The organism is Pseudoalteromonas sp. PSi26, assembly GCF_054960575.1.
The window spans coordinates 335,434-359,593 of sequence record NZ_JBHNYT010000002.1 but is presented as its reverse complement, the minus strand read 5'-3'; the positions used below and the strand labels follow the sequence as shown (position 1 = coordinate 359,593).

Genomic DNA, 24,160 nt, shown 5'->3' with positions numbered 1-24,160 from the left:
ATTTTTTGTAAACTTTATAAAAAAATTACAAAAGTTGAAATAATCAATACTTAAGCACTATCTTAGTAAAGTATGTTATTGACATTACCCCTAACTCTCCATACATTAACTGCATGAACATATTTTATTCTCGCATTAATTTTTCTTTTTTTAGCTTCTTTATATAAAAGAGGCTGGCCTGTTTGTGAGATAAATCAATCGAATAGTAAAGCCTCCCAACTGGGAGGCTTTTTTGTATATGCTGCATTTACGCAGACGACTTTTGGAATGAGGAACCCCAAAATGACCAACGATGTATTAAACACATTAAGACATGATATAAATGAAATAGACTCTGACTTACTTGTACTCCTTGCTAAACGGCGCCGGATTAGTCATGGTGTTGTTGAATATAAAATTGCAAATAACAAGCCTATTCGTGATGAAGCCCGAGAACTAGCACTACTAGAAAAATTAATTGGTTATGGCAAGTCGCTTGGCTTAGATGCGTATTATGTAAACAATGTTTTTCAAACAATCCTAGAAGACTCCGTATTACACCAGCAAGCAATGCTGCAAAAAAACCTAAACCCTGATGCATTAAGCGAAACACACCGTGTTACTTATTTAGGTGGGCAAGGCTCATATAGCCAACTTGCTTGCCATAAGTACTTTAGCCGTCGCCCCGGCAAACTCGTTGAAATTGGGTGTTCATCGTTTGAAGAAATCACCTCCAAGGTAGAAAGCGGCCAAGCAGACTTTGGATTACTTCCTATTGAAAATACCAGCTCAGGTAGTATTAACGAAGTATTTGATTTACTACAACACGCACAAGTATCTATTGTTGGTGAAGTGACACACAGTGTTGAGCATTGCTTATTAGCTAAACCTGATACACAACTTGAACAGCTCACAAAAGTATTTGCTCATCCACAACCCTTCGCGCAATGTAGCCGCTTTTTACAAGGGTTAGGGGAATTGCAACATGAAACATGTGACTCAACGTCTTCAGCGCTTCAATCTGCGCTCAGTACACCAAATAGTGCTGCAATTGGCTCAGCTCAAGCAGGTAAAAATGTAGGCCTTGAAGTTATTAAATCAAACTTAGCTAATCAAAGCGAAAATCACAGCCGCTTTATAGTCGTAGCGCGTAAGCCTTTGCATGTGTCGAATCAAATACCAACGAAGACCAGCTTAATCATGTCGACCAAACAACAAGCCGGCTCACTTGCTGATGCACTGATGATTTTCAAGCAACACAAAATAAACTTGGTAAAACTGGAATCACGCCCTACCCCAGGCAACCCGTGGGAAGAAGTGTTTTATGTTGATTTAGAAGCAAACTTGGCTGATACCCAAGTAAAAGAAGCGCTAGAGGAACTTAAAGAACATACCCAATATGTGCGTATATTAGGTTGCTACCAAAGTGAAACATTACAAGCTGTTAGTGTGAATACTTAAATATAGACTATTCAAAAGGGGCACAAAATGTGCCCCTTTTACATTTATTTGATGTAAAACTAGTCGAGCACCTTAGCGTCATTCGCTTTATTAAGTAAACTGCGGCTTTGTGTTAAAAAATGCGCAGTTGAGTCTGAAAAATATGATTTAGCATCTGCAAATGCCTCCATTAAGGCTGCTTTATCACCTACCCTAAGCTTTTCAAGCGTTTGAGCAAAGGTATCTTGGTATTGAGCCAACAAACTTTCAACGTCATCAAACTGAGCCAACATTATATCGGAATAAAGCTCAGGCGATTGCGCAAACAAACGCCCTACCATCATTAGCTCTAATTGATATATCGGCGACGAGCAACTTCGTAACTCTGCTAAAGTATGGCTTTGCTTTGCTAAAAACTGCCCATAAACAAACGTTGTTAAATGTCGCATGACCTGAATTATTTGCATGGCTTCATCGTGCTTTTTAGCATCTAGCTCTACAAGCTGACACCCCCATACTTGTAACTGCTCTAATAGCCCTTTCGCCGCCTTATGCTCCCTTCCCTCACATACAACTACTGTTTGTTTTACCCAATGTGAAATATCAGGCCCAAACATAGGGTGTAAACCAACAACTGGACCACTATGAGCTGCTTTTAATGCTTTAATTGGCGATTGTTTTACTGATGTAATATCTACGAGCAAACAGTCATCATCTAATTTTGGTAGTTTAGCAACTACAGACTCTAGAGCATTAATAGGTACACTGATCATTACCAGTTTTGCACCGGTTAAAATGCTTTGGGCATCATCTTGCTGCTCTTTATCTAATATTTTGACGTCATAACCTGAGCGCATAAATTGTTGGGCAAATAACTGCCCCATCGCCCCTTGACCGCCCACAATAACAATAGGTGAAAGTGATGGCGCTGCACACGCCAACTTAGCCTGTTGGTTTTGATATGCTTCACGCATCATCCGCCTGAGAATATCTTCCACTAGATCGGGACTTACATTTTGATTAATCGCTTCTTGCCGCCTAGCAGCTAGTAATTCAGCTTCACGCTCTGGTGCATGTAAAGGCGCACCTGTTTGCTGTTTGATTTCACCAATTTTTTGGGTAATACCATTGCGTTTAGCTAATAAGGCAACAAGCTGCGCATCGCATTCATCTATGCCTTGTCTTAGTTGGGCCAAATCACTTATATTTGCCACGTCCAATCCCACCTTGAAAAAATCAATTTCGTAAATTTATATTTACATAAAAGTAAACTAATCAATACGATAAATACTAACAGGATACGTTAGACGTTAAAAGGGCTGATCACATATAGCAAGGTTAAAACCAACGGTGAATTTATGTTATTGGTTAGATTATGGGCAACATCTCAGAAGCTTTTGTAGGCCTGCTCAATGAGTCTTCAGTTTTGTTAGTAGTGGGCTAAATATCGATAACCTCATAGCGTAGGAACAGTAAAACGTTTTAAACCGAAGCTGCAGTAAATAAAAAAGAGAAACGTTTTTTGAGTCAATCTATTTCAAATACCTAATATTGCCTGCGCCACTTAACATTACAATAAAAATCTAGACCGCTTAAAAACGAAAACGGGTTGCAATCCGCAGACTGCAACCCGTTTTTTGCGTTGATAAACAGCGCGTATTAGTTAAGTTTTTCTCTAATACGTGCAGATTTACCAGAACGCTCACGTAAGTAGTAAAGCTTAGCACGGCGAACTGCACCGCGACGCTTAACTGTTACGCTATCGATAAGAGGGCTGTGCGTTTGGAATACACGCTCAACACCTTCACCGTTCGAGATTTTACGAACTGTGAATGCTGAGTGAAGACCACGATTACGCTTAGCGATTACAACACCTTCAAAGGCCTGTAGACGCTCTTTAGCACCTTCTTTTACTTTTACCTGTACAACCACTGTATCACCAGGGCCAAATGCAGGTACGTCTGTTTTAAGCTGCTCTTCTTCAAGCGCTTTAATAATATTTTGGTTTACTTTTGCCATTATGTTTCTCACTTTCCTAGGTGTAACTGTCTTCTAGCCACAAGCTTTTTGGTACTCTTGCTGAAATTCTGCGAGTAATACCGCTTGCTCCTCAGTCAGAGCTAGGTTATGCAACAAGTCAGGACGTCGTATCCAAGTTCTGCCTAATGACTGCTTAAGCCGCCACCTTGCTATCGCTTGGTGATTACCACTGAGTAATACAGCAGGAACTTGTTTGTCGTCCAATGTTTCTGGTCGTGTGTAGTGAGGGCAATCTAGCAAGCCATCCGAAAATGAATCTTGCTCTGCTGATTGGTTATGACCTAACACGCCTGGCACCAACCGCGCTACTGCGTCAATTAATGTCATGGCAGGTAGTTCACCACCACTCAAAATAAAATCACCAATTGACCATTCTTCGTCAACGTATGACTCTATTATTCTCTCATCTATACCTTCATATCGACCGGCAATCAAAATCAGTTTGTCAGAGTTAGCGAGTTCGCTAGCCCCTTGCTGATCAAGTTTGCGCCCTTGTGGGGACATATAAATTACTTTAGCACCATCACCTGCCGCTTTTTTAGCGTCAAGAATAGCTTTTTCCAATGGTTTAACCATCATTAACATACCGGGTCCGCCCCCGTAAGGACGATCATCTACAGTTCTGTGCTTATCTAAAGCATAGTCACGTGGATTCCAGCAGTTAAAATTAATTAACCCATTTTTTACTGCGCGACCAGTAACCCCTTGTTGGGTAATTGCGTCAAACATGTCCGGGAAAAGGCTTATCACCCCAACCCACAATGAACTAGTTTGAGTCATTAAAACCCAGGATCCCAGTCTACGGTAATTTCTTTTACGTCGTATTTAACATCTTTGATAACTGAATCAGTTAAAAAAGGTATTAAACGCTCCGATTGACCAAATGCATCTTTACTGTTTGCTTTCACAACCAGTACATCATTTGACCCTGTCTCCATCAAGTCATCAACAGTGCCTAAGTTATAACCTTTATCAGTTACAACCGACATGCCAATGAGATCTCGCCAATAGAACTCACCTTGCGGTAGTTCTGGTAATTGCGTTGCATCCATTGAGATTTCTGCATGGGTATAAGCCATTGCTTCGTCTCGATCGTTTACTTGCGCAAATTTAGCGATAAAGCCTTTGTTGTGGCGACGCCAGTCGACCACTTCTAAGGACTGCCATTTACCTTGTTGCCCTATCAACCACGGGCTGAAATCGAAGATCCCTGCGGGATCATCAGTAAATGAATGTACCTTAAGCCAGCCCTTTATACCATAAGGGGCGCCGAGCTTTCCTACGACAATTATTGATGAGGTGTTCTCTTGACTCATGGTTACACTTACGCCTATTAAGCCGCTTTACGAGCGTCTTTAACTAATTTAGCTACACGATCTGAAAGACCTGCGCCTTGACCTACCCAGTGATCTACACGAGATAAATCTAAGCGAAGTTTTTCTTCCTGACCCGAAGCGATTGGGTTAAAGAAACCAACTTTCTCGATGAAGCGACCGTCACGCGAGAAACGGCTATCCGCAACCACAATTTGATAGAAAGGGCGTTTTTTAGCGCCACCACGTTGCAAACGAATAGTTACCATACCGTCCTCTAAATAGATTGACTGTTTTCATTAATAAGATTTACTCCCCAGTATGGGGAGCCGGTGAATTGTACGAGTTTTTAGCAATAACGCAAGTAAGAAGTGAAGCAAAAAGCCAGTTTAGTAGGTTAAACCGTGATCTAGGCTAAAAATTAGAGTTAATGCAGTACCGAGTGCATAAATTATTCAACAAAAAAGGAGCAATTTGCTCCTTTTTTGTATGCGTTGTGATTAATTTAAGTGCAACGCTTACTAAAAATCTAAAATTTTGGACCGCCGCCGCCCATCATGCCCGGTGGCAACATGCCTTTCATACCGCGCATCATTTTTTGCATCCCGCCTTTGCCTTTCATTTTTTTCATCATTTTTTGCATCTGCGTAAATTGTTTAAGCAACTTATTGATCTCTTGTACCTGTGTGCCAGAACCTGCTGCAATACGTTTTTTACGCGACCCTTTAATGATTTCTGGACGAGCTCGCTCCTGTTTTGTCATAGAGCTGATGATAGCCTCCATTTGAATGAAGGTTTTATCACCCATCTGACCTTTTACCGCGTCAGGTAAATTAGACATACCAGGAAGTTTATCAAGCATCGACATCATGCCGCCCATATTTTTCATTTGCTTTAACTGGTCAGCAAAGTCATCCAGCGTAAAGCCTGCGCCTTTAAATACTTTTTCGGCAACTTTGGCAGCTTGCTCTTTATCCACTTTCATTTCGACTTCTTCGATTAATGAAAGTACATCACCCATGCCTAAAATTCGCGATGCAATTCGGTCAGGGTGGAAAGGTTCAAGTGCGTCTGTACGTTCACCCACACCCATAAACTTAATGGGTTTACCTGTAATATGACGAATAGATAAAGCAGCACCGCCTCGGGCGTCACCATCTGTTTTAGTTAATATCACACCAGTAAGTGGCAGAGCTTCGTCAAATGCTTTTGCAGTATTTGCCGCATCTTGACCCGTCATAGCATCAACAACAAATAATGTTTCAATTGGGTTGATAGCTGAATGAAGATCTTTAATCTCATCCATCATGTCGCTATCCACATGCAAGCGACCCGCTGTATCAACTAATACAACATCAATAAATTTCTTTTTGGCGTGTGTAATAGCCGCAGTAGCAATATCAACTGGCTTTTGTGAAATATCACTTGGAAAGAAATCTACATCAACTTCTGTGGCTAACGTTTCAAGCTGCTTTATTGCTGCAGGACGATAAACGTCGGCACTAACAACAAGCACTGATTTTTTCTTGCGCTCTTTTAAAAACTTAGCAAGTTTACCAACACTGGTCGTTTTACCGGCACCTTGCAAACCAGCCATCATAACAACGGCTGGCGGTTGTGCGTTTAAGCTCAGCTCTTCGTTTGCTTCGCCCATCGCTTTTTCAAGCTCTTCACGTACAATTTTTACAAACACTTGTCCAGGCGTTAAGCTTTTAGTTACCTCAACCCCCACTGCACGTTCTTTAACTTGCTTTACAAAATCGCGAACAACTGGCAAAGCCACATCGGCTTCCAAAAAGGCCATGCGCACTTCGCGAAGAGTATCTTTAATGTTGTCTTCTGTTAGGCGGCCACGGCCACTGATATTTTTTAAGGTTTTACCTAATCGTTCTTGGAGATTCTCAAACATGTATCGGTTCCGATAAAACGTTATACCAATTTAATTACTCAGCCGATTTAGCTACTAGCTCGACTAATGACATTGATATTATTAAATTTGAATTAAAAACAGTATACCGTAAATAGTGGTGGACAATACAGTGTTCAAGTGCAGTGAATTAAGTTTCTTTTTTAAGGTCTATTCATTTGCGTTGCTATAAAATACAATGCGTTTGTACTTGCAAGGATTTTTTGACTCAAATTAAGTGGCCCAAGCAAAATGCTGATCATCAGTTTAACTATTATCACCAGTTTATTTTATGTGTTAGCAACGTCACACGTGCTTTCACGGCTTTTTCATAAACAAGGCCCAAACCAAAAAGTAACTGTTATCTTGAGTACCGTCGCTATATTGGCGCATATGTTGTTATTGGTGAACTCGGTGTTTCGTTCTGACGGTCAAGATCTAAGCATTGTAAATGTCGCACTGCTAACCTGTTGGGTTATTGTTGTGTCTGTAACAGCTGTCTCCTTAAAATTTCCAGCCACTTTATTATTGCCCGTAGTGTATGGCTTTGCAGCGCTTTTATCTGTTGCAAGCTTATTTATACCCCATCATATATTGCTGCAAAGTATAGATGTTGAGCTTGGTTTGGTTGCCCATATATCACTTTCCCTACTCGCTTACTGTATCTTAATTATTGCAACCTTATACGGCGTGCAATTTTACTTTATAGATAAACGCCTTAAGCGCAAAGACCTCGCCATTGTGCATAGCCATTTACCTCCGTTGATGGTTGTTGAGCGCCAGCTTTATCAACTGCTTAATCTTGGTACTGCGCTGCTTACAATCGCACTCGTGTGCGGGTTTGTATTCCTCGATGGCATGTTTGCCAAAGAGTTTATTCATAAAACCATACTTTCGTTGGTGGCATGGGCTATTTTTGTTGTAGTCGCCCTTGGCCATATTAAACAAGGCTGGCGTGGTAAACCTGTGGTAATTACCATCATGGTTGCAGCATTTGTCCTCACATTAGCTTATTTTGGCAGCCGTTTTGTACAAGAAGTCGTACTAAACAAGTTTTAACTTGACTCTAGTTGCTCACTCTAGCTTAATACGCATTGATTTATAAAAAAAGGATCCATCGTTGGACGACATATCGACAAGTACCCTGTTTATCACATTAGGATTATTGGTACTTTTTTCTGCTTATTTTTCTGGTTCTGAAACTGGGATTATGTCAATCAATCGTATACGCCTGCGACATCTTGCAAAGCAAGATCACCGTGCAGCTAAACGAGTCAGTAAATTACTTAGCCGTCCCGATAGGCTTATTGGCCTCATTTTAATTGGTAACAACCTAGTAAATATAGCCGCAGCTCAAGTTGCCACTATTATAGGTATCCGCCTATACGGTGATTTAGGTATCGCAATAGCAACAGGTGTACTTACCTTGGTAGTGCTTATTTTTGCTGAAGTTACGCCTAAAACACTCGCAGCCCTTTACCCCGAAAAAGTAGCCTTTCCAAGCTCAGTGGTACTCAAAGGCTTACTGAAAATCATGTTTCCGTTTGTTGTAGTTGTTAACTGGCTAACTAACGGAATATTACGTTTATTTGGTATTAGTGCAGCTCAAATCGATGAGCACAGCATGAGCAAAGAAGAATTAAAAACAGTCGTGAACGAATCAGGTGCTTTATTACCTGCTCGTCACCAAAGCATGCTAACTTCTATATTAGATCTAGAGCAAGTTACTGTTGAAGACATTATGATTCCACGTAACGAAATTGTGGCGATTGATATAAACGACGATTGGAAAGTAATTAGCCGCCAGCTAACACATGCGCAACATACACGTGTTTTGTTGTATCGCGATAATATTGATGATGCTGTCGGTTTTATTCACTCACGTGATGCACTGCGACTTTTAACAAAAGAGCAATTTGACAAACCGTCACTATTGCGTGCAGTTCGCGAAATTTACTTTATCCCCGAAGGCACATCGTTAAATACACAACTATTTAAGTTTCAACAATCAAAAGAGCGAATTGGTATAGTTGTTGATGAATACGGCGATATTCAAGGCCTAGTAACCCTTGAAGACATTTTAGAAGAAGTGGTCGGCGATTTCACAACCACTCAAACACGTACGCCAAGTGAAGAAGTGACAACACAACCTGATGGCTCGTTTATTGTAGATGGTGGCGCAAACGTCCGTGACTTAAATAAAGAAATGGAATGGGACTTTCCTCTTGATGGCCCTAAAACATTGAGCGGCTTAATTGTTGAATATTTAGAAGATATTCCTGACGCAAATATTAGCTTACGTATTGCGGGATACCCATTAGAAGTACTCGAAGTAAAAGAAAACATGATTAAATTGGTTAAAATACAACCTAAAAAGCGTACTCGCCAATAATAAATAAGGAGCCATAAGGCTCCTTATTTACGCTGTTGTCCGATTAAGTAAATAACCGCTCTAACCAGCCTTTATCAAGCTCATCTTCACATCGCTTTAATTGCGTGCCATAACGACTTGCTCTATTTTTTACTTTGTTGGCTACGCTCATTAACCATTTTTTCTTCTTATATGTGCCACGTTTATACCCACCCCAGCCTTCATGATAATTAAGATATTGTGCGTAAGCATCCCATTTTGAAATGCCGTTTACTTTATGCGTTTTATAAACAAACCACGCCATAAAGTCGATTGCATCATCAAAGTCATCCCTATCTGCCCCGCTGTTACCTGTTTCACGAACGTAATCAGCCCAAGTAGGCGTTTTAGCTTGTGAATAACCGTAGGCTGAGCTTGCTCTACCTGTTGGTATGATCCATAAAAAATATTCCATAGGCGGAGCTGCATCGTGCTTAAACGAACTTTCTTGATACATCATGCTCATGAGTACATGTTTAGGAGAGCCCCACTTGTCTTGCGCGTCTTTTGCATCACGATACCAGTCAGGCTTTTCTTCAAAAATTTTACAAAGATCATTTGGCTGTTTAGGTGGCGCTGTAGCACACCCGACAAGAGTAAAAGCGAGAGTGAGAGATAAAATAAGTGCTTTTTTGATCATTTTTTGTGTTCTCACTGAACTTTTATAAAAAGTGTCGGTCGTAATAATTAATGCAGCTGTATAGCATTGTTTCATCCCTGAATATTATTTACGCAGCCATATTTGGCTGCGTTTTTTTTGCGTGCATCTTGGGCATCAGTTTTTATGAAAATACTCATCTAAAAACACTGTAAACGACTGGACATCTGCATTTTCTATATTACGCTGCGCTTCATTTGACCGCTCAACTTGCTGCTCGAGCCACGGCTTTAAAAACTCACTGTAATCTGTGTCTATGTGGCTTTGCTTATACTTGTTTGCTAAGTCTAAGGCAAAGTGACCATTGTCTAAACCTGACTCTTTTAGTTTGGCTACATATCGCCCAGAGTAAGTGAGCGAAGGATCATTAACCCACATGCTCATGCGCTCAATTGTTTCAGAGTAATAACTTACGCCATAAGCGTTATCCATCCACTTTGCAACATCAGTTAATTGAGCAAATATTTGATTCCCCCAAGATTGCAGGCTACGCGGAGTATTATTGTCGTTGAGCATCAACCCTTGCTCTCTACCCTGATTTACAACCACATCTAAATTTTCAGTACTGCAAGCCTGTTCTTTCCAATCCATGTTTGGTGAATCTTTTAATAAGCAATACGTTAAAAATACATCTAAAAAGTGAATTTGCTCTATATCGATACCCACTTCACTAAATGGGTTTACGTCTAATGCACGAATTTCAACATATTCTATACCCGCTCTCAATAATGCATCTGTTGGCGTCTCACCACTGTTAGCATTACGTTTAGGGCGAATTGGCGAATAAAATTCATTTTCTATTTGCAGAATATTTTTATTTAACTGTTTTGGCTGTTCGCTAGTATAGTCGTCAATGTCGCTGTATATATCTGATGGCGTATTGATAGCCTTTTTCAAACCAGCAACATATTCATCAAGCGAGTTATACATAACACGCAAGGACGATTGTGCGCTGTTTGTGTAACCTAAGTTGCCTAAACGCAGTGCAGTGCCCACCTCTAAATACAAGGTACCTTTACCTAACTTTTTAAACGGTAAATCTGTTTTACGACCTTGCAAAAATGAGTTGCACAAGGCAGGCGATGCGCCAAACATATAACTAATAAGCCACAGCTCGCGTTTGAAGTTTCTTATCAGCGATAAATAACCATCAGATATAAAATCCTGCAAACTCGTACTACTTTGCTTTAACGAATGCAGAGACCTCCAAAGAGACTCTGGAAAAGAGATATTAAAATGCACTCCGGCAATGGCCTGCATCATACTGCCGTATCGATTTTTTAGCCCTTCACGGTAAAGCGTTTTCATTTTACCTATGTTGGAGCTACCAAACTGAGCAAGTACGATATCGTCTTGGTGGTTGATGAAGCACGGCATACTGATGGGCCAAAGCAATTCGTCACCCATATTTTCAAGCGTGAACTTTTGAAGATCGCGCAGCTGCTTTAGGGTTTGCGTTGATGACTCGCTAACCGGTGTAATAAACTCAAGTAAAGATTCAGAAAAATCAGTCGTTATATGACCATTGGTTAGTGCACTCCCCACGCCTTTTGGATGACCTTGAGGAGATATAGCACCATTACTTTGTATTCTTAGCGACTCTCTTTCAATACCACGCTTAATGCCTTTAATTGCGTTTTGGTGTTCACCAGTTGATAACGCGTTAAGCGCATTTGTTAGATCATGTGTTGTCAAAAATATTTCCTCAGGCCACGTGGCGTAATCATAGGGTTATGGGGACTAATTACCAATTACTCAAGATTAAATTGTTAAGAACAATATAGTTTTTTCAGTTAGTCCTCATATCCATGATTTGGGCATACGCTTGATATAACTATCTTCATGCAATGATGCTGTAATCTTGCCATTGCTATTCACTTTATACAATTGCTTTACGTAGCTATTTGCTAATAAAGCAGTATTAAACCAAGCTGTTCAAAAGACCTGTAATTAATAATAAACAATTCAAACTTTATTTGGTAAACATTGTTAACTTAAAAAAACTTGATACAGATCAATAAAGCATTAGATTTACCTTAAATATAAACATAAACGAACTGTAATTTTGCTTTGTATAAATAACTGAATATACTTCAGTTAATCAAAAAGGGTGATAGTGAATACAATGCACAGTAATAAAACACTAATTAATGAAGAAGTTCATTTTGATGAATCACAAGAGCTTGTTTCAACAACCGATTTACGCGGTGTTATTACCTACGCTAATACAGAATTTTGTACCGTTGCTGGTTACTCAATACAAGAGCTTGTTGGCAAAAATCATAATATAGTTCGCCACCCAGATATGCCCAAAGCGGCGTTCAAAGAAATGTGGGAAACATTAAAGCAAGGTCACTCTTGGCGCGGTATGGTAAAAAACCGCTGTAAAGATGGTCGCTACTATTGGGTTGACGCTTTTGTTACACCAATTTTTGAACATGGCCAGCTGGTTGGCTACCAATCAGTAAGAACAAAACCGAGTCAAGCACTCAAAAACAAAGCGCAAAGCTTATACAACACCCTTAATGCTAATAAATCATTATTCAGTATTCGCGAACAAACCGGAATAAGGCAGAGTATCACCATCGCGTGTGTGTTACTTTGGTTAATAAGCTCTGTGGTATTTGCTCCAATAGCCATTACTTTACTTAACATTATTGTTTGTATATTAGTAGTCGCCTTAAACTATGATGAGCTTGTTGCAACCCCAAAAATATTGCGAGAGCATAAAGCGAAATCGGACTCTGTTTCTCGCTATATTTACAGCGGCACCACAGCCCATAGCGTTAGTGATTATAAAGAACAACTGTTAAATGCAAAATTACGTACGGTGCTTGGCCGTATGAAAGACTCAACTCTTAACTTTAATAGTATTGCGACTAATTTAGACAAACAATCAACACTTACAGAGCAAGGAATTGCTTCTCAGGGTGAGCGCTTGGAGCAGATTGCATCTGCGATGACTCAAATGGGATCGACTATTGGTGAAATCTCAGTAAACACAGCTGAAACGGCAGATAAAATAAACGCAACACATAGCAGCTGCTCTGAAATCAAAATACACATTGCCGATAATATTAACATGATTTCTGAACTAGCAGTGCAAGTTGAACATGCAGCAACCACCGCAAGTAGCTTGGCCTCAGAAGCTGACAAGATTGGTCAAGTAATGAGTGAAATTGAAGGCATTGCAGATCAAACAAACTTACTTGCACTTAACGCAGCAATAGAAGCAGCTAGAGCGGGTGAACATGGCAGAGGGTTTGCTGTCGTTGCCGATGAAGTAAGAACTTTATCGTCTCGTACACAAAGTGCTACAACACAAATTCACAGCTCAATAAAAGAAATACAAGATACTTTATTTAGCTGGTCAAAAGTGATGCAAGACACAAAAGAGCAAGCCGATAATTGCGTAAGCACCACAGAAAAAACGCAAGTGGAACTAGAAGGCATCTTTTCTCAAATTAGTGAAATATCTCATTTAGCCATTCAAATATCGTCTGCAGCAGAAGAGCAACAAATGGTGAGTAACGATATCAGCAACAATGTGACTGATATTAAGGCCTTTGGCGATAACAATTTGAGTTTAAGCTTTGAAGTAGCTAAAGGTGCAGCAGAACTGGTTGAAGGCTCACGAAAAGTAAATGACTTGCTATTAACTTTTAAAGTATAGACATTATAGGTTAAAAAACCGCTTAGCTATAGGAGATAGACAACTAAGCGGTTTTTATAATTATTTACCGGCTAGTAAATACTAACCCATCGCTGCCAGCATCAATAACAATGACACATCCTGGAATGTAATCACCATTAAGTAACTTTTGTGCCAATGGGTTTTCAATCGTTTGTTGAATGGCTCGTTTTAATGGACGTGCGCCGTATACAGGATCAAACCCACTTGCAGCAATAGTATCAAGCGCCGCATCGCTAATTTCTAGTAAGTACCCCATCTCAGTTAAACGTTCACGTAACTTCATTAACTGAATATCAGCAATCTCTTTAATGTGCTGATTCGCTAGCGGATGAAATACCACGGTTTCGTCAATGCGGTTTATAAACTCAGGTCTGAATTCACTGATCAATACATCCATTACTTTTGATTTAAGTGTTGCGTAATCATTATTACCCGCCTGCTCTTGAATAATATCTGAACCTAAATTTGAGGTCATGATGATCACGGTATTTTTAAAATCAACAGTACGCCCTTGTCCATCTGTTAACCTGCCATCATCAAGTACTTGTAATAAAATATTGAAAACGTCAGGGTGTGCTTTTTCTATTTCATCAAGCAATATGACCGAGTATGGTTTACGGCGAACAGCTTCTGTTAAGTAGCCCCCTTCTTCATACCCTACGTACCCAGGAGGCGCACCTACTAAACGGGCAACAGAATGTTTTTCCATAAACTCAGACATATCAATACGCACCATGGCATCTTCGGTATCAAACATAAAACCAGCAAGCGCTTTAGTCAGCTCGGTTTTACCTACGCCTGTTGGCCCTAAAAACAAAAATGAACCAATCGGCCGGTTAGGATCAGCAAGCCCTGCTCGGGAGCGACGAATGGCATTAGATACTGCAACAACCGCCTCGTCTTGCCCTATTACTTTACTATGCAGTTTATCTTCCATTTGCAGCAGTTTTTCACGTTCCCCCTGTAGCATGCGAGACACAGGTATACCTGTCCAACGAGAGAGTATTTCTGCAATTTCATCTTCGCCTACTTGGTTTTTAAGCAGTGTCATGTCTTGCATTTCGGCTTGTGACGCTAAGTCTAATTTGCGTTCAAGCTCGGGGATACGACCATATTGCAACTCAGACATGCGCTGTAAATCACTTGCTCTGCGAGCAACGTCTAAATCAAGCCGAGCTTGCTCAAGCTCCGCTTTAATTACTTGCGTACCTTGCAGTGATGCTTTTTCTGCATTCCAAATTTCATCGAGTTCGCGGTATTGGCCATCAAGATCGGTTATAAGCTCTTGCATTTCACTACGGCGTTTTTGACTCGCCTCATCTTTTTCTTTAGCGAGAGCATTATCTTCAAGTTTTAACTGAATAATGCGGCGCTCAAGCTTATCTAATGATTCCGGCTTGGAATCAATTTGCAAACGAATAGAAGAACCTGCTTCATCAATTAAATCTATTGCTTTATCGGGAAGCTGGCGGTCGCTAATATAACGGTGCGATAACTGCGCGGCAGCAACAATTGCAGGGTCGGTAATTTCAACTGAATGGTGCAGTTCGTAGCGTTCTTTTAATCCGCGTAAAATTGCAATTGTGTCCTCAACTGAGGGCTCTTCAATTAACACTTTTTGAAATCGGCGCTCAAGGGCAGCATCTTTTTCTATGTATTTACGGTATTCATCTAAGGTCGTTGCGCCTACACAATGGAGTTCACCACGTGCTAGTGCAGGTTTTAACATATTACCCGCATCCATTGCGCCATCGCTTTTACCTGCACCTACAATGGTATGAATTTCATCAATGAATAAGATGACTTGGCCTTCTTCTTTTGCCAACTCGTTTAAAACCGATTTTAAACGCTCTTCAAATTCACCTCTAAATTTAGCACCAGCAACCAAGGCTCCTAAATCAAGTGACAGTACACGTTTGTTTTTTAATCCCTCTGGTACTTCACCATTAATAATGCGCTGCGCTAAGCCTTCAGCTATGGCGGTTTTACCCACCCCAGGCTCGCCAATAAGTACCGGGTTGTTTTTAGTTCTGCGCTGTAATACCTGAATGGTACGGCGTATTTCGTCGTCTCGACCTATAACGGGGTCAAGCTTGCCTTGCTCTGCACGTTCGGTTAAATCAATCGTATACTTTTCTAAAGCTTGGCGCGTTTCTTCCGCATTCGGATCATCAACTTTTTGACCCCCACGAATTGCTTTTATGGCGCTTTCTATTTTTGTAGCAGTAATATTAAGCGATCTCAATATATCCCCAAGCGGGCCTTTGTCATCGCACGCAGCAAGAACAAATAACTCACTAGAAATAAATTTATCTTTGCGCTTTTGAGCGTACTTATCACATAAATTTATAAGCGTAGCCATATTATTGGATAACTGTACATCGCCCCCAACGCCTTCAACTTTGAATAGCTTCTCTATTTCTTGGGATAACTTTGTATTAAGCTCGTCTGCACTTACACCAGTTTGAGCAAACAAGGCACGAACGCTTGAACCACTCTGTTGGAGAAGTGCATACATTAGGTGAACGGGTTCAATAAATTGATGATCACGGCCTAGGGCAAGTGATTGCGCATCAGAAAGCGCAGATTGAAATTTACTTGTAAATCTATCTAAACGCATGAGGGGTTACCTATTAAAAAATCTAATTGATTAATAAATGGGTATGTTGCACGATTTGTTCAAGGTGCTAAAGAAAATTAATTCGTTAAATAGTTAATTACTTGCGCCAGATCAAACTTGCCATACGCCCTGTTCGGCCATCGCGACGATAAGAGAAAAATAAATGTGATTGAGAAACTGTACAGTACTCACCACCAGCAATATTTATTACCCCTAGCTGTGATAATAAAATACGCGCAATACCGTATATATCAGCATAATACTTGTTATTGGGTTGCGGCTTGAATGCTACTGAGAATAAAGGCGATTGACTATTAAATGCTTCAAAAACCTCTACACCAACCTCAAACTGATCAGGCCCTATTGCAGGGCCAAGCCATACATGTATATTTTGTGGTTCAGCGTTAAAGCATTTAAGTGTATTTTGAATAATACCTTGTTCTAACCCTCGCCAACCTCCGTGAATAGCCGCCACCTCGGTCCCATCATTACTCGCAAGTAATATAGGTAGGCAATCGGCAGTCATTATAGCCAAAGGTTGGTCAACTAAACGCGTATAGAGTGCATCGGCATCATATAATTTATTAAAATCAAACTGCTGATCAACTGTAATTACATTTGCACTGTGTATTTGATTCAGCCAGATAGCTGGCTTTGGGAGGATATTATTGAGTACTAAGCGGTTTTGTAATACATCAGCGTGGCTATCATTAACATGAAGCCCCAAATTTAAACTATTGTATGGGGCCTTTGATACGCCGCCTTCACGTGTGGTACTAAGGGTACTCACATTGTGAAGGCTTTGCCATTTTGCTGATAGCAACTGCATTATCTATCGATATCTGGGTTAGCCTGAGTATCTTCACGAAGTGCTAACGTCATTTCTACCATATCATCTGGGATAGGTGCTTGCCACGTCATCATTTCGCCCGTGATTGGATGCGCAATACTTAGCTTTACCGCATGTAACGCTTGGCGTTTAAAGCTTCTAAGTAGTTCGAACAATTGCGGTGTTGCACCCTTTGGTGGACGCGGACGACCGTTATATGACTGATCACCAATTAATGGGTGGTTCAAATAAGCCATGTGCACACGAATTTGGTGTGTACGGCCTGTTTCTAAACGCAAGCGCAAACGCGTATGCGCACGAAATTTTTCAGCAACACGGTAATGAGTAATAGCAGGCTTACCCATTTCATGCACAGCCATATGAGTACGCTGTGTTGCATGACGACCAATTGGTTTTTCAACCATACCACCCGCTGTCATAGTGCCGTTACAAAGCGCTTCGTATTCACGAGTGAAGTTTTCACGCTTTTGTAGTGCCTTAACGAGGTGTGTTTGCGCTTGAATTGTTTTAGCAACAACCATTAAACCTGTTGTATCTTTATCTAAGCGGTGCACAATACCTGCTCGTGGCACATTAATAATGTCAGGGTAATGGTGTAATAATGCATTAAGCACTGTGCCATCTGGGTTACCAGCACCAGGATGAACCACTAATCCCATAGGTTTATTAATAACTAAAATATGGTCATCTTCATAAACAATGTTTAAGTCGATATTTTGTGCAAGGTATTCACGCGGTGCCTCAATGGTTGTTTCAACATTTAAAACTTCACCGCCTAACAGTTTTGTACGCGGTGTGTTTAATATTTCGCCATCAACGGTGATTTTATCATCCAAAATCCACGTTTTTATACGTGAACGTGAATAATCAGGGAACAATTGTGCTAATACTTGGTCTAGACGTTTACCACCTAAGTCGGTTGGAACCTCGGCTTGAAGAGAAATTTGCTCTGTCATTCGTAACTTTACCCAATTTACCAGTGCAAGCTTTCCTCGACTGGGTTAGAATCGCTTTTAATAAAAGCATAATATAATACGTATAGTTTACTCGGTTTTACCGACTTGGCCTAGCCGAAGACATCGAAGGTAACAAATAAAATGATAAATAAAATAGGGAAACGTGCATTTGCCATCGTTTTTTCAGTTTCGGTACTTAGTTTAGGTGCCTGTTCGTCAGCACCTGACCAAGAAGACATTCAACGTGTACCAAATAGATCAGCACAAGCTTTATACGAAGATGCAAAAGAAACACTAGATTCAGGTTTATATGCCCGTGCAATTGAGCTTTTATCAGCGATTGATTCGCGCTACCCATTTGGGCCATTTTCAAAACAAGTGCAAATGGATTTAGTGTATGCTCATTACCAGTCGGGTAACACTGAACAAGCATTAGCAACCATTGACCGTTTTATCCGTTTGAATCCAAATCATAAAGATCTAGATTACATGTATTACATGCGTGGTTTGGTAAATATTAAAGCAGACAAAAACGCGTTCCAAGAATACTTTGGTATTGATAGAGCAGACAGGGATGCGAACAGAACCCGCGTTGCTTTTACTGATTTATCAACACTTGTAAAACGTTTTCCACAAAGCGGTTACGCACCAGAAGCAAAACGTCGTTTGGTATGGTTATTAAACCGTATGGCACGATACGAGCTAAAAGTAGCTACATACTACTATGAGCGCGAAGCGTACTTAGCAGCTGCTAACCGTGGTAAATTTGTAGTTGAACACTACTCTCAAAGTAGTTATTTAAATGCAGCCCTTGATATGATGCAAAAAAGCTATGAAAAATTAGGTTTAACCGAATTAAGTCAAAACGCTAAAAAAGCACAAGCGCTAAATAAAAGAACACAGTAAATACAAAAAAGGCGCTTTAAAGCGCCTTTTTACTGCCTAAGCTATTTAAGCTTAAATTAGATTGCGTCTTCATCTTCCTCTGCGGTACGAATACGAACCACACGCTCAACCTCAGTGACAAATATTTTACCGTCACCAATTTTTCCGGTTTGTGCAGTTTTAACAATAACTTCAATCGCGCGATCTACACTTTCGTCAGCAAGTACTATATCAAGCTTCACTTTTGGTAGAAAATCAACCATATATTCAGCACCACGATAAAGCTCAGTGTGCCCTTTTTGACGACCAAAGCCTTTTACTTCACTCACGGTCATGCCGTTAATGCCCACCTCTGACAGCGCCTCGCGTACATCATCAAGTTTAAACGGTTTTATAATTGCTTCTATTTTTTTCATATTAATTACTTTTTAAAGCCTTAGATGCCACGATTTTAGACAATCATAAGGTTCATAGCAAACAAAGCAATTGAATTACGGTGATAAATTAATCAGCCATGATATAATTTTGTCATATAAGAATCGTAATACAAAAATTAGCTGTAAATGAGATCGTTATGAAGATTAAACAATCAGGATTCACACTTTTAGAATTAATGGTAACCGTCGCAATTGTTGGCATTATAGCATCTATCGCTTTTTGGAATAGTAGCGACATGTTAGAAGAGAACCGTGCTGAAAACTTTTTACTTGAGCTGAAAAGAAACATTAGCTACGCGCGTTCTCAAGCTGCAAGCACCGATGAAATAGTTGTAATATGTGCAGCGCAACATGGTGAAGTAAAAAACCAAAACGATAATATGCGATGCCGAAACCGATGGGATAGGAATAAAATTATTATTGTTTTTATCGACTCTGATAACAGTGGCCACTACAACAAATCTACCGACTCATTATTACGCGTTATGGAAAAAATTAGCCTAGAAGATAAAGTTAAATTTACAGGTAACTCAAGGCGTCTACGGTTTAATACCAGTGGCCGAATTACAACAAACCCAGGAGAGTTTGTTTTTTGCCCTAACAACGGCACAGATAACAATAAAGCCCTTAGCGTTTCTCAATCGGGCACAGCGTTTTACTTAGGTGATAGCACAAAAACGTGCGGTTAAAAAACAACCAATTTAGCTTGTCATATTTTATTCATTTACTAAACTAAATTAAAAGATAATTAATTTAGGACTTCAGGGATGAGGTTATCAATATCGAAATGTAAAGGGATCACGCTTCTTGAACTAGTGCTTACACTCGCTGTGGTAAGCATTATCAGTCAAATCTCTATGTGGTATTACCCAGATTTTCTAGCAAAAAACCGGCTAGAGAACCATGTTAACCTTCTGCACCGAACTATCAATTATGGTCGACTTTACGCAATTGAAAATAGTACTTACGTTACTCTTTGCTCGTTAAACGAAGGCGAATGCTCAAAAGATGAATGGGATGGTCAAATGTCTTTGTTTATCGATCTAGATAAATCAACAACATTAGATGACGATGAATTGTTACTTAGTACCTTTGAAAGAATAAATGAGGCTGATGCGCTTGAATACCCTCGCACTGCAATCACGTTTCGCCCTGATGGCTCATTAAACGGTTTTCAAAATGGGACGTTTATTTACTGCCCAAATGAAAAAGCCAACCTAGAAGGGCTGGCTTTATCGGTAAGTCAAACGGGCAGAATAAGGATTAAATCAACCGATAAGTGCCAAAAAAATTAAACTCAACGGCCCCAGCAGTAGTCAATATCTGAGTTACCTTTAGCACCTTTAGCGCCTTTTAGACCTGTATCGGTAATAGATAACTCATTACAGTCGTTATCACCCTTTACAGCACCTGCTATTGGCTTTGCTTTTATTGTAAATGCATTGCCATCGACGACATCAATGGATAATTCAAAATGCCCATTTTCGGTTTTATCTTGAAGTCCTAAGTCTGCAAATGTCTCTGTATATTCCCTATTATCGACAAAATACTGCTCCTCCTTGTTTGCAGCATCTAATAATGCTGCAGCAGCTTCGGCGCGCGAAGCACGCTTTACGTATTCTGTGTAATTGGGCAATGCAATTGAAGCAAGTATGCCTACAATTGCAACCGCTATCATCAGCTCAATCAAGGTAAATCCACGTTGCTTATTCATTTTTATTCCTTAATTTCCAACTTCATCATTTTCTTCACGCTTATAGATATACGTTTGTTGCGTTCTAAATCCAAAGCCTAATGTATTATCAGGGTTAACAAGCTGTACTTTACCATCAACCACATTTAAACCAGGGCCTGTGATCTCAACTGGCTTCATTGGGTTTTGTGCATTTTCTCCTTTAATACCCGGCCCAATGAGGTAAAATTGGCTTTCTTGTGTTACAGATAGCGTTGGGTTGTCATCGCACTTACCATCGCCATTACCATCGGCACATGAAGGGCCTTCTCCAAAATAAAGTTGCGGTGTATCTGGAACATCGTAACTGGTTGAAAATTTCAGGTCGTCATACACTTTTGTCCCGTAATGCAGGTGGAAAGCATACAATGAGCCCCCCCCGCCACTAAGCGAACATTGGTTTTCTGTTGCAGAGTCCGAAGCGGGTGTAAAGCTTGTAAAGTAAGCAACACCGCCTACCACGGTAGCAGCAGCTAATGACTTTTCACCGGTACCAAGCTCATAACGCCAGCCATTAAATTTAGCTAAATCTACTTCTAAGTCTACAAAATCGTCCACATCATCTAGGGCATTACCAAATGGATCTGAGTTCATCAGCATTAAATCATCTGGTTTAATTGTGTCTGGTGCGTTAGTTTTAAACGTTTGTGTAACTGTGTTTTCATCTCTTATCATAAACAGTTGGTCTTGCTCATTTGTACCCGTTGGTTTAGAGCGGTTACCACTGCCTATAACTATTGCATCATAAGGTGTATCCAAACGTGTAATCACTTTTTTACTGTTGATCGTCGTTTCTGATACTTTACTGTAAATAGTACGCGCAACAAGTGGCTTGTAAAAAAAGCGTCTGTCTTCTGTTGCTTTGTTACTGCCAAGTTCTGCCAGTTTAAAATGGCTAAAATCATTGGTGTTTGTGCCAGGCATATCTATACGCCACACATCACCGCCTGTATCGGCCGCGTATATTCTGTCTATGTAGCCGTCATAGTCAGAATCTAACGTAGTAATATCTGCAGCAATGCTGTGCTTGCCCTTAAACCCATTAATGTTAGGCGTTAATGCCCACACTCGTTTACCTGTTTCGGCCTCAACAATGTATATGCCTCGGCCTACACTATCTTTACTTTTAATAACCGCGTCTTTATTTGTGTCGTAACCTGCTCCAAATACAAGTAATGGTTTATCGCCAAATGCTTTAATATAAGCTATCTGCGGCTTAGACCACGTCTGTCCCAGTTCTTGAAATTGACCTTTACCGCCTTCAATTGGGTTATCCCACAGTTTTTTGGGCTCATCTGGGTTGGTAATATCAAGCGCATAGTAGTTTTCTCCACCGCGGCGCATACCTGCAAACACCCATACTTTATCGTCGCCACTGGCGTCAATAATTCCATCATTTAGCCCATCGCTGTTTAAGCTTTTGTTATTAAAGTAAACGCTTATAGGGCCATCCATGCCATATTTCTTACCCGTTTCTTTGGTGCGTAAGGGTTTTATTATGTCGTAAAGTTCAGAGGGAATAAAAGCCCAGCTTTCACTCACTGCGTTATTAACATCATCATCCTTAAACATATGTAAGAAACCTGCATTAGTACCAATTAGAATACGAATATCATTATTACCATAATCTAATGCAACAGGTTTAGAGTGAAGCGGATCACCAAAAATATTTTGTCTTTGATCTGTAGTACTGTTGTCTTTATCTTCATCATCAACGTCTATTCCCATAGTCCATTTGATATCAGAATCCGATAATAAAATAGAGTTATCTGGAACTAAGTCTAAAACTTCATTAACTTTAGATGAAGTAAACCTGACAATATCTCCTTGCTTATCAGTATATATTTTACGGCGGTTTTCCAAATCACTGCCTGTTAAACTACTTAAGTGATAATTAACACCGCCCTGCGCAACAAGGTTACCGTCCGCTGATTGCCCAGAAGGTAACCAGAAAGTTTTTGCATCCGTATCAATTAAACCATTTGAGTCAAGTGCGTTGGCTCCTGTAGAGTCAACAATTTGGCTCCCAGACACTTTTAATTTTTTTAAATTGCCGCCCCAACGAGTATTAGTTTCTGGATAAAACATTGCAAAATAAATAGCGTCACGGCTTCTTGTTTGGTCTACGTTATTACTGGCCACTGAAGGGGATGAAAAACTATCGTTTACCTCTCGAATGCGAGCAATTGCGCTGTTTAATGATGCCGAAAGTTGATCTGGTGTACTGGCCGGTAAATTTTCACCACCACCTAATTGAGCGGCTTGACGCAATAATTCTTGTCCATCCTCACTCATACCTGAACCAAAGCCTATCGTATATAGGCGTCCAGTTTCATGGATATCAGGCGTTGATGGATACAAATCAACTGTTGTATCACTAGTACCGTGAATTACCTTAGCCAATTGGTGCAGGTAATTATCATAAACATAATCACTCTCAACTAAGGGCGTATTGAAAAAATCATTATGGGCGTCACTTATTGAACTATCACTAGCGTTATCGCTATCTTCATTGATATAACGCCTTCCATAAATGTCATAAACATACCTAGGAGAAGGATCTCCATCAGTCATATAAATGATATTTACTGAATTATCACAACGTTTTGCCTCTGCTGTTGAGTCGGCAAAAGGAGAAATATAATTGTAGCTGTACGTATTTTGCCATTGATCCCAACACCATCCTATCCTATTGCACCGTCGGACACGCTCTCTTCCAGTTATTACCTCGTTTTCTATTGCCGTATCTCTATTTGATCGTTCTACTGGTTCTGCATATTCTAAACTACCGCCTGTAATGTAAAGATATGCTTCCCAAAGAGTTTCAGATAAGGGCGTACCACCATCGGCAGGCAAACTATCAATTGATGAAGTTATATCTGAGTGTGGGCTCCCTATACCTTCAACAACATAGCCCCCTGATGTCCCCACAAAACGCATTAAACCAAAGTCAATCTCTTCATTATCATTAACTACTTTTTTCATTGCAGTTTTTGCAGCTGATAGACGGCTATCAGGACAATGAATGTATAGATTAGTGCTTTCATTAAAACCACAGTCATTGCCATTAGTAGATGAAAAAGCCATACTTCCGGAGGTATCGAAAATGAGCAAAACACGGGGTTTTTCATCAAGGTCTACATTATGGTTTACATATAACTCAATGTCTTCTGCGCTTGCCGTTGCACTGACCGCTAAGCCAAGTAATGCTGCTAGCACTTTGTTTAATTTAAAATTCAT

Annotated in this window: 21 protein-coding genes; 7 read left to right on the top strand and 14 right to left on the bottom strand. The window is 40.2% G+C overall.

Translation table 11 applies throughout. The features are described from left to right. The first annotated feature begins 282 nt into the window (after window positions 1–282). Window positions 283–1,440 carry a chorismate mutase gene (locus ACFI34_RS03715; protein ID WP_462672445.1) on the top strand — a complete coding sequence of 386 codons (1,158 nt, stop codon included), beginning with the start codon at window positions 283–285 and terminating at the stop codon, window positions 1,438–1,440. Between the two features lie 59 nt (window positions 1,441–1,499). Here ACFI34_RS03715 and tyrA read toward each other — a convergent pair whose 3' ends face one another. From tyrA to ffh, 6 genes are all read right to left on the bottom strand, one after another. Then, the gene (gene tyrA, locus ACFI34_RS03710) at window positions 1,500–2,633 is read right to left on the bottom strand and encodes a bifunctional chorismate mutase/prephenate dehydrogenase (protein ID WP_006794677.1); all 1,134 of its coding nucleotides are present in this window, start codon (window positions 2,631–2,633) and stop codon (window positions 1,500–1,502) included. Window positions 2,634–3,078: 445 nt separating this feature from the next. Continuing rightward, window positions 3,079–3,438 (bottom strand): 50S ribosomal protein L19, encoded by a 360-nt coding sequence (gene rplS / locus ACFI34_RS03705; RefSeq protein ID WP_008132530.1) that lies wholly within the window; start codon window positions 3,436–3,438, stop codon window positions 3,079–3,081. A 33-nt stretch (window positions 3,439–3,471) separates the two neighbouring features. Beyond that, entirely contained in the window at window positions 3,472–4,239 is a 768-nt protein-coding gene (gene trmD / locus ACFI34_RS03700; RefSeq protein ID WP_033019178.1) for a tRNA (guanosine(37)-N1)-methyltransferase TrmD, read from the bottom strand. Continuing rightward, window positions 4,239–4,775 (bottom strand): ribosome maturation factor RimM, encoded by a 537-nt coding sequence (gene rimM / locus ACFI34_RS03695; RefSeq protein ID WP_006792802.1) that lies wholly within the window; start codon window positions 4,773–4,775, stop codon window positions 4,239–4,241. Before rimM ends, trmD begins: the two co-directional genes overlap by 1 nt. 17 nt (window positions 4,776–4,792) lie before the next feature. Next, window positions 4,793–5,041: a 30S ribosomal protein S16 gene (gene rpsP, locus ACFI34_RS03690; protein ID WP_006792801.1), complete on the bottom strand. Its 249-nt coding sequence runs from the start codon at window positions 5,039–5,041 to the stop codon at window positions 4,793–4,795. 260 nt (window positions 5,042–5,301) lie between these two features. Further along, the gene (ffh, locus tag ACFI34_RS03685; protein ID WP_006792800.1) at window positions 5,302–6,681 is read right to left on the bottom strand and encodes a signal recognition particle protein; all 1,380 of its coding nucleotides are present in this window, start codon (window positions 6,679–6,681) and stop codon (window positions 5,302–5,304) included. Window positions 6,682–6,930: 249 nt separating this feature from the next. On the opposite strand from ffh, the gene ACFI34_RS03680 reads away from it, so the two are divergent. Together ACFI34_RS03680 and ACFI34_RS03675 are read left to right on the top strand one after the other, a co-directional pair. Further along, complete coding sequence (locus tag ACFI34_RS03680) at window positions 6,931–7,737, top strand: cytochrome C assembly family protein (protein WP_006792799.1); 807 nt, start codon at window positions 6,931–6,933, stop codon at window positions 7,735–7,737. Window positions 7,738–7,798: 61 nt separating this feature from the next. Further along, the gene (locus ACFI34_RS03675) at window positions 7,799–9,070 is read left to right on the top strand and encodes an HlyC/CorC family transporter (RefSeq protein WP_462672444.1); all 1,272 of its coding nucleotides are present in this window, start codon (window positions 7,799–7,801) and stop codon (window positions 9,068–9,070) included. A gap of 43 nt (window positions 9,071–9,113) precedes the next feature. On the opposite strand, the gene ACFI34_RS03670 is transcribed toward ACFI34_RS03675, so the two are convergent. Both ACFI34_RS03670 and gshA read right to left on the bottom strand, forming a co-directional pair. After that, a complete protein-coding gene (locus tag ACFI34_RS03670; RefSeq protein ID WP_462672443.1) occupies window positions 9,114–9,728 on the bottom strand; it encodes a transglycosylase SLT domain-containing protein in 615 nt (204 codons plus the stop codon). Window positions 9,729–9,863: 135 nt separating this feature from the next. Then, window positions 9,864–11,441, bottom strand: a complete 1,578-nt coding sequence (gshA, locus tag ACFI34_RS03665; RefSeq protein WP_462672442.1) for a glutamate--cysteine ligase — start codon at window positions 11,439–11,441, stop codon at window positions 9,864–9,866. A gap of 430 nt (window positions 11,442–11,871) precedes the next feature. On the opposite strand from gshA, the gene ACFI34_RS03660 reads away from it, so the two are divergent. Then, window positions 11,872–13,419 (top strand): methyl-accepting chemotaxis protein, encoded by a 1,548-nt coding sequence (locus ACFI34_RS03660; protein ID WP_462672467.1) that lies wholly within the window; start codon window positions 11,872–11,874, stop codon window positions 13,417–13,419. A gap of 64 nt (window positions 13,420–13,483) precedes the next feature. On the opposite strand, the gene clpB is transcribed toward ACFI34_RS03660, so the two are convergent. From clpB to rluD, 3 genes are all read right to left on the bottom strand, one after another. Further along, entirely contained in the window at window positions 13,484–16,060 is a 2,577-nt protein-coding gene (clpB, locus tag ACFI34_RS03655; RefSeq protein WP_058403463.1) for an ATP-dependent chaperone ClpB, read from the bottom strand. A gap of 97 nt (window positions 16,061–16,157) precedes the next feature. After that, window positions 16,158–16,889 carry a peptidoglycan editing factor PgeF gene (gene pgeF, locus ACFI34_RS03650; protein ID WP_462672441.1) on the bottom strand — a complete coding sequence of 244 codons (732 nt, stop codon included), beginning with the start codon at window positions 16,887–16,889 and terminating at the stop codon, window positions 16,158–16,160. Continuing rightward, window positions 16,889–17,866 carry a 23S rRNA pseudouridine(1911/1915/1917) synthase RluD gene (gene rluD, locus ACFI34_RS03645; RefSeq protein ID WP_006792792.1) on the bottom strand — a complete coding sequence of 326 codons (978 nt, stop codon included), beginning with the start codon at window positions 17,864–17,866 and terminating at the stop codon, window positions 16,889–16,891. Before rluD ends, pgeF begins: the two co-directional genes overlap by 1 nt. 141 nt (window positions 17,867–18,007) lie before the next feature. Here rluD and ACFI34_RS03640 point away from each other — a divergent pair, with 141 nt between their 5' ends. Further along, window positions 18,008–18,772: an outer membrane protein assembly factor BamD gene (locus ACFI34_RS03640; protein WP_006792791.1), complete on the top strand. Its 765-nt coding sequence runs from the start codon at window positions 18,008–18,010 to the stop codon at window positions 18,770–18,772. Window positions 18,773–18,828: 56 nt separating this feature from the next. On the opposite strand, the gene glnB is transcribed toward ACFI34_RS03640, so the two are convergent. Then, window positions 18,829–19,167: a nitrogen regulatory protein P-II gene (gene glnB, locus ACFI34_RS03635; protein WP_006792790.1), complete on the bottom strand. Its 339-nt coding sequence runs from the start codon at window positions 19,165–19,167 to the stop codon at window positions 18,829–18,831. 158 nt (window positions 19,168–19,325) lie between these two features. On the opposite strand from glnB, the gene ACFI34_RS03630 reads away from it, so the two are divergent. After that, entirely contained in the window at window positions 19,326–19,877 is a 552-nt protein-coding gene (locus tag ACFI34_RS03630) for a GspH/FimT family pseudopilin (protein WP_462672440.1), read from the top strand. Between the two features lie 78 nt (window positions 19,878–19,955). Continuing rightward, window positions 19,956–20,483 (top strand): GspH/FimT family pseudopilin, encoded by a 528-nt coding sequence (locus ACFI34_RS03625; RefSeq protein ID WP_462672439.1) that lies wholly within the window; start codon window positions 19,956–19,958, stop codon window positions 20,481–20,483. Between the two features lie 2 nt (window positions 20,484–20,485). Here the strand turns inward: ACFI34_RS03625 and ACFI34_RS03620 are convergent, their stop codons facing one another. Both ACFI34_RS03620 and ACFI34_RS03615 read right to left on the bottom strand, forming a co-directional pair. Next, window positions 20,486–20,902, bottom strand: coding sequence for a type IV pilin protein (locus ACFI34_RS03620; RefSeq protein WP_462672438.1), 417 nt, complete (start codon window positions 20,900–20,902; stop codon window positions 20,486–20,488). Between the two features lie 9 nt (window positions 20,903–20,911). Then, window positions 20,912–24,160 carry a PilC/PilY family type IV pilus protein gene (locus tag ACFI34_RS03615; protein ID WP_462672437.1) on the bottom strand — a complete coding sequence of 1,083 codons (3,249 nt, stop codon included), beginning with the start codon at window positions 24,158–24,160 and terminating at the stop codon, window positions 20,912–20,914.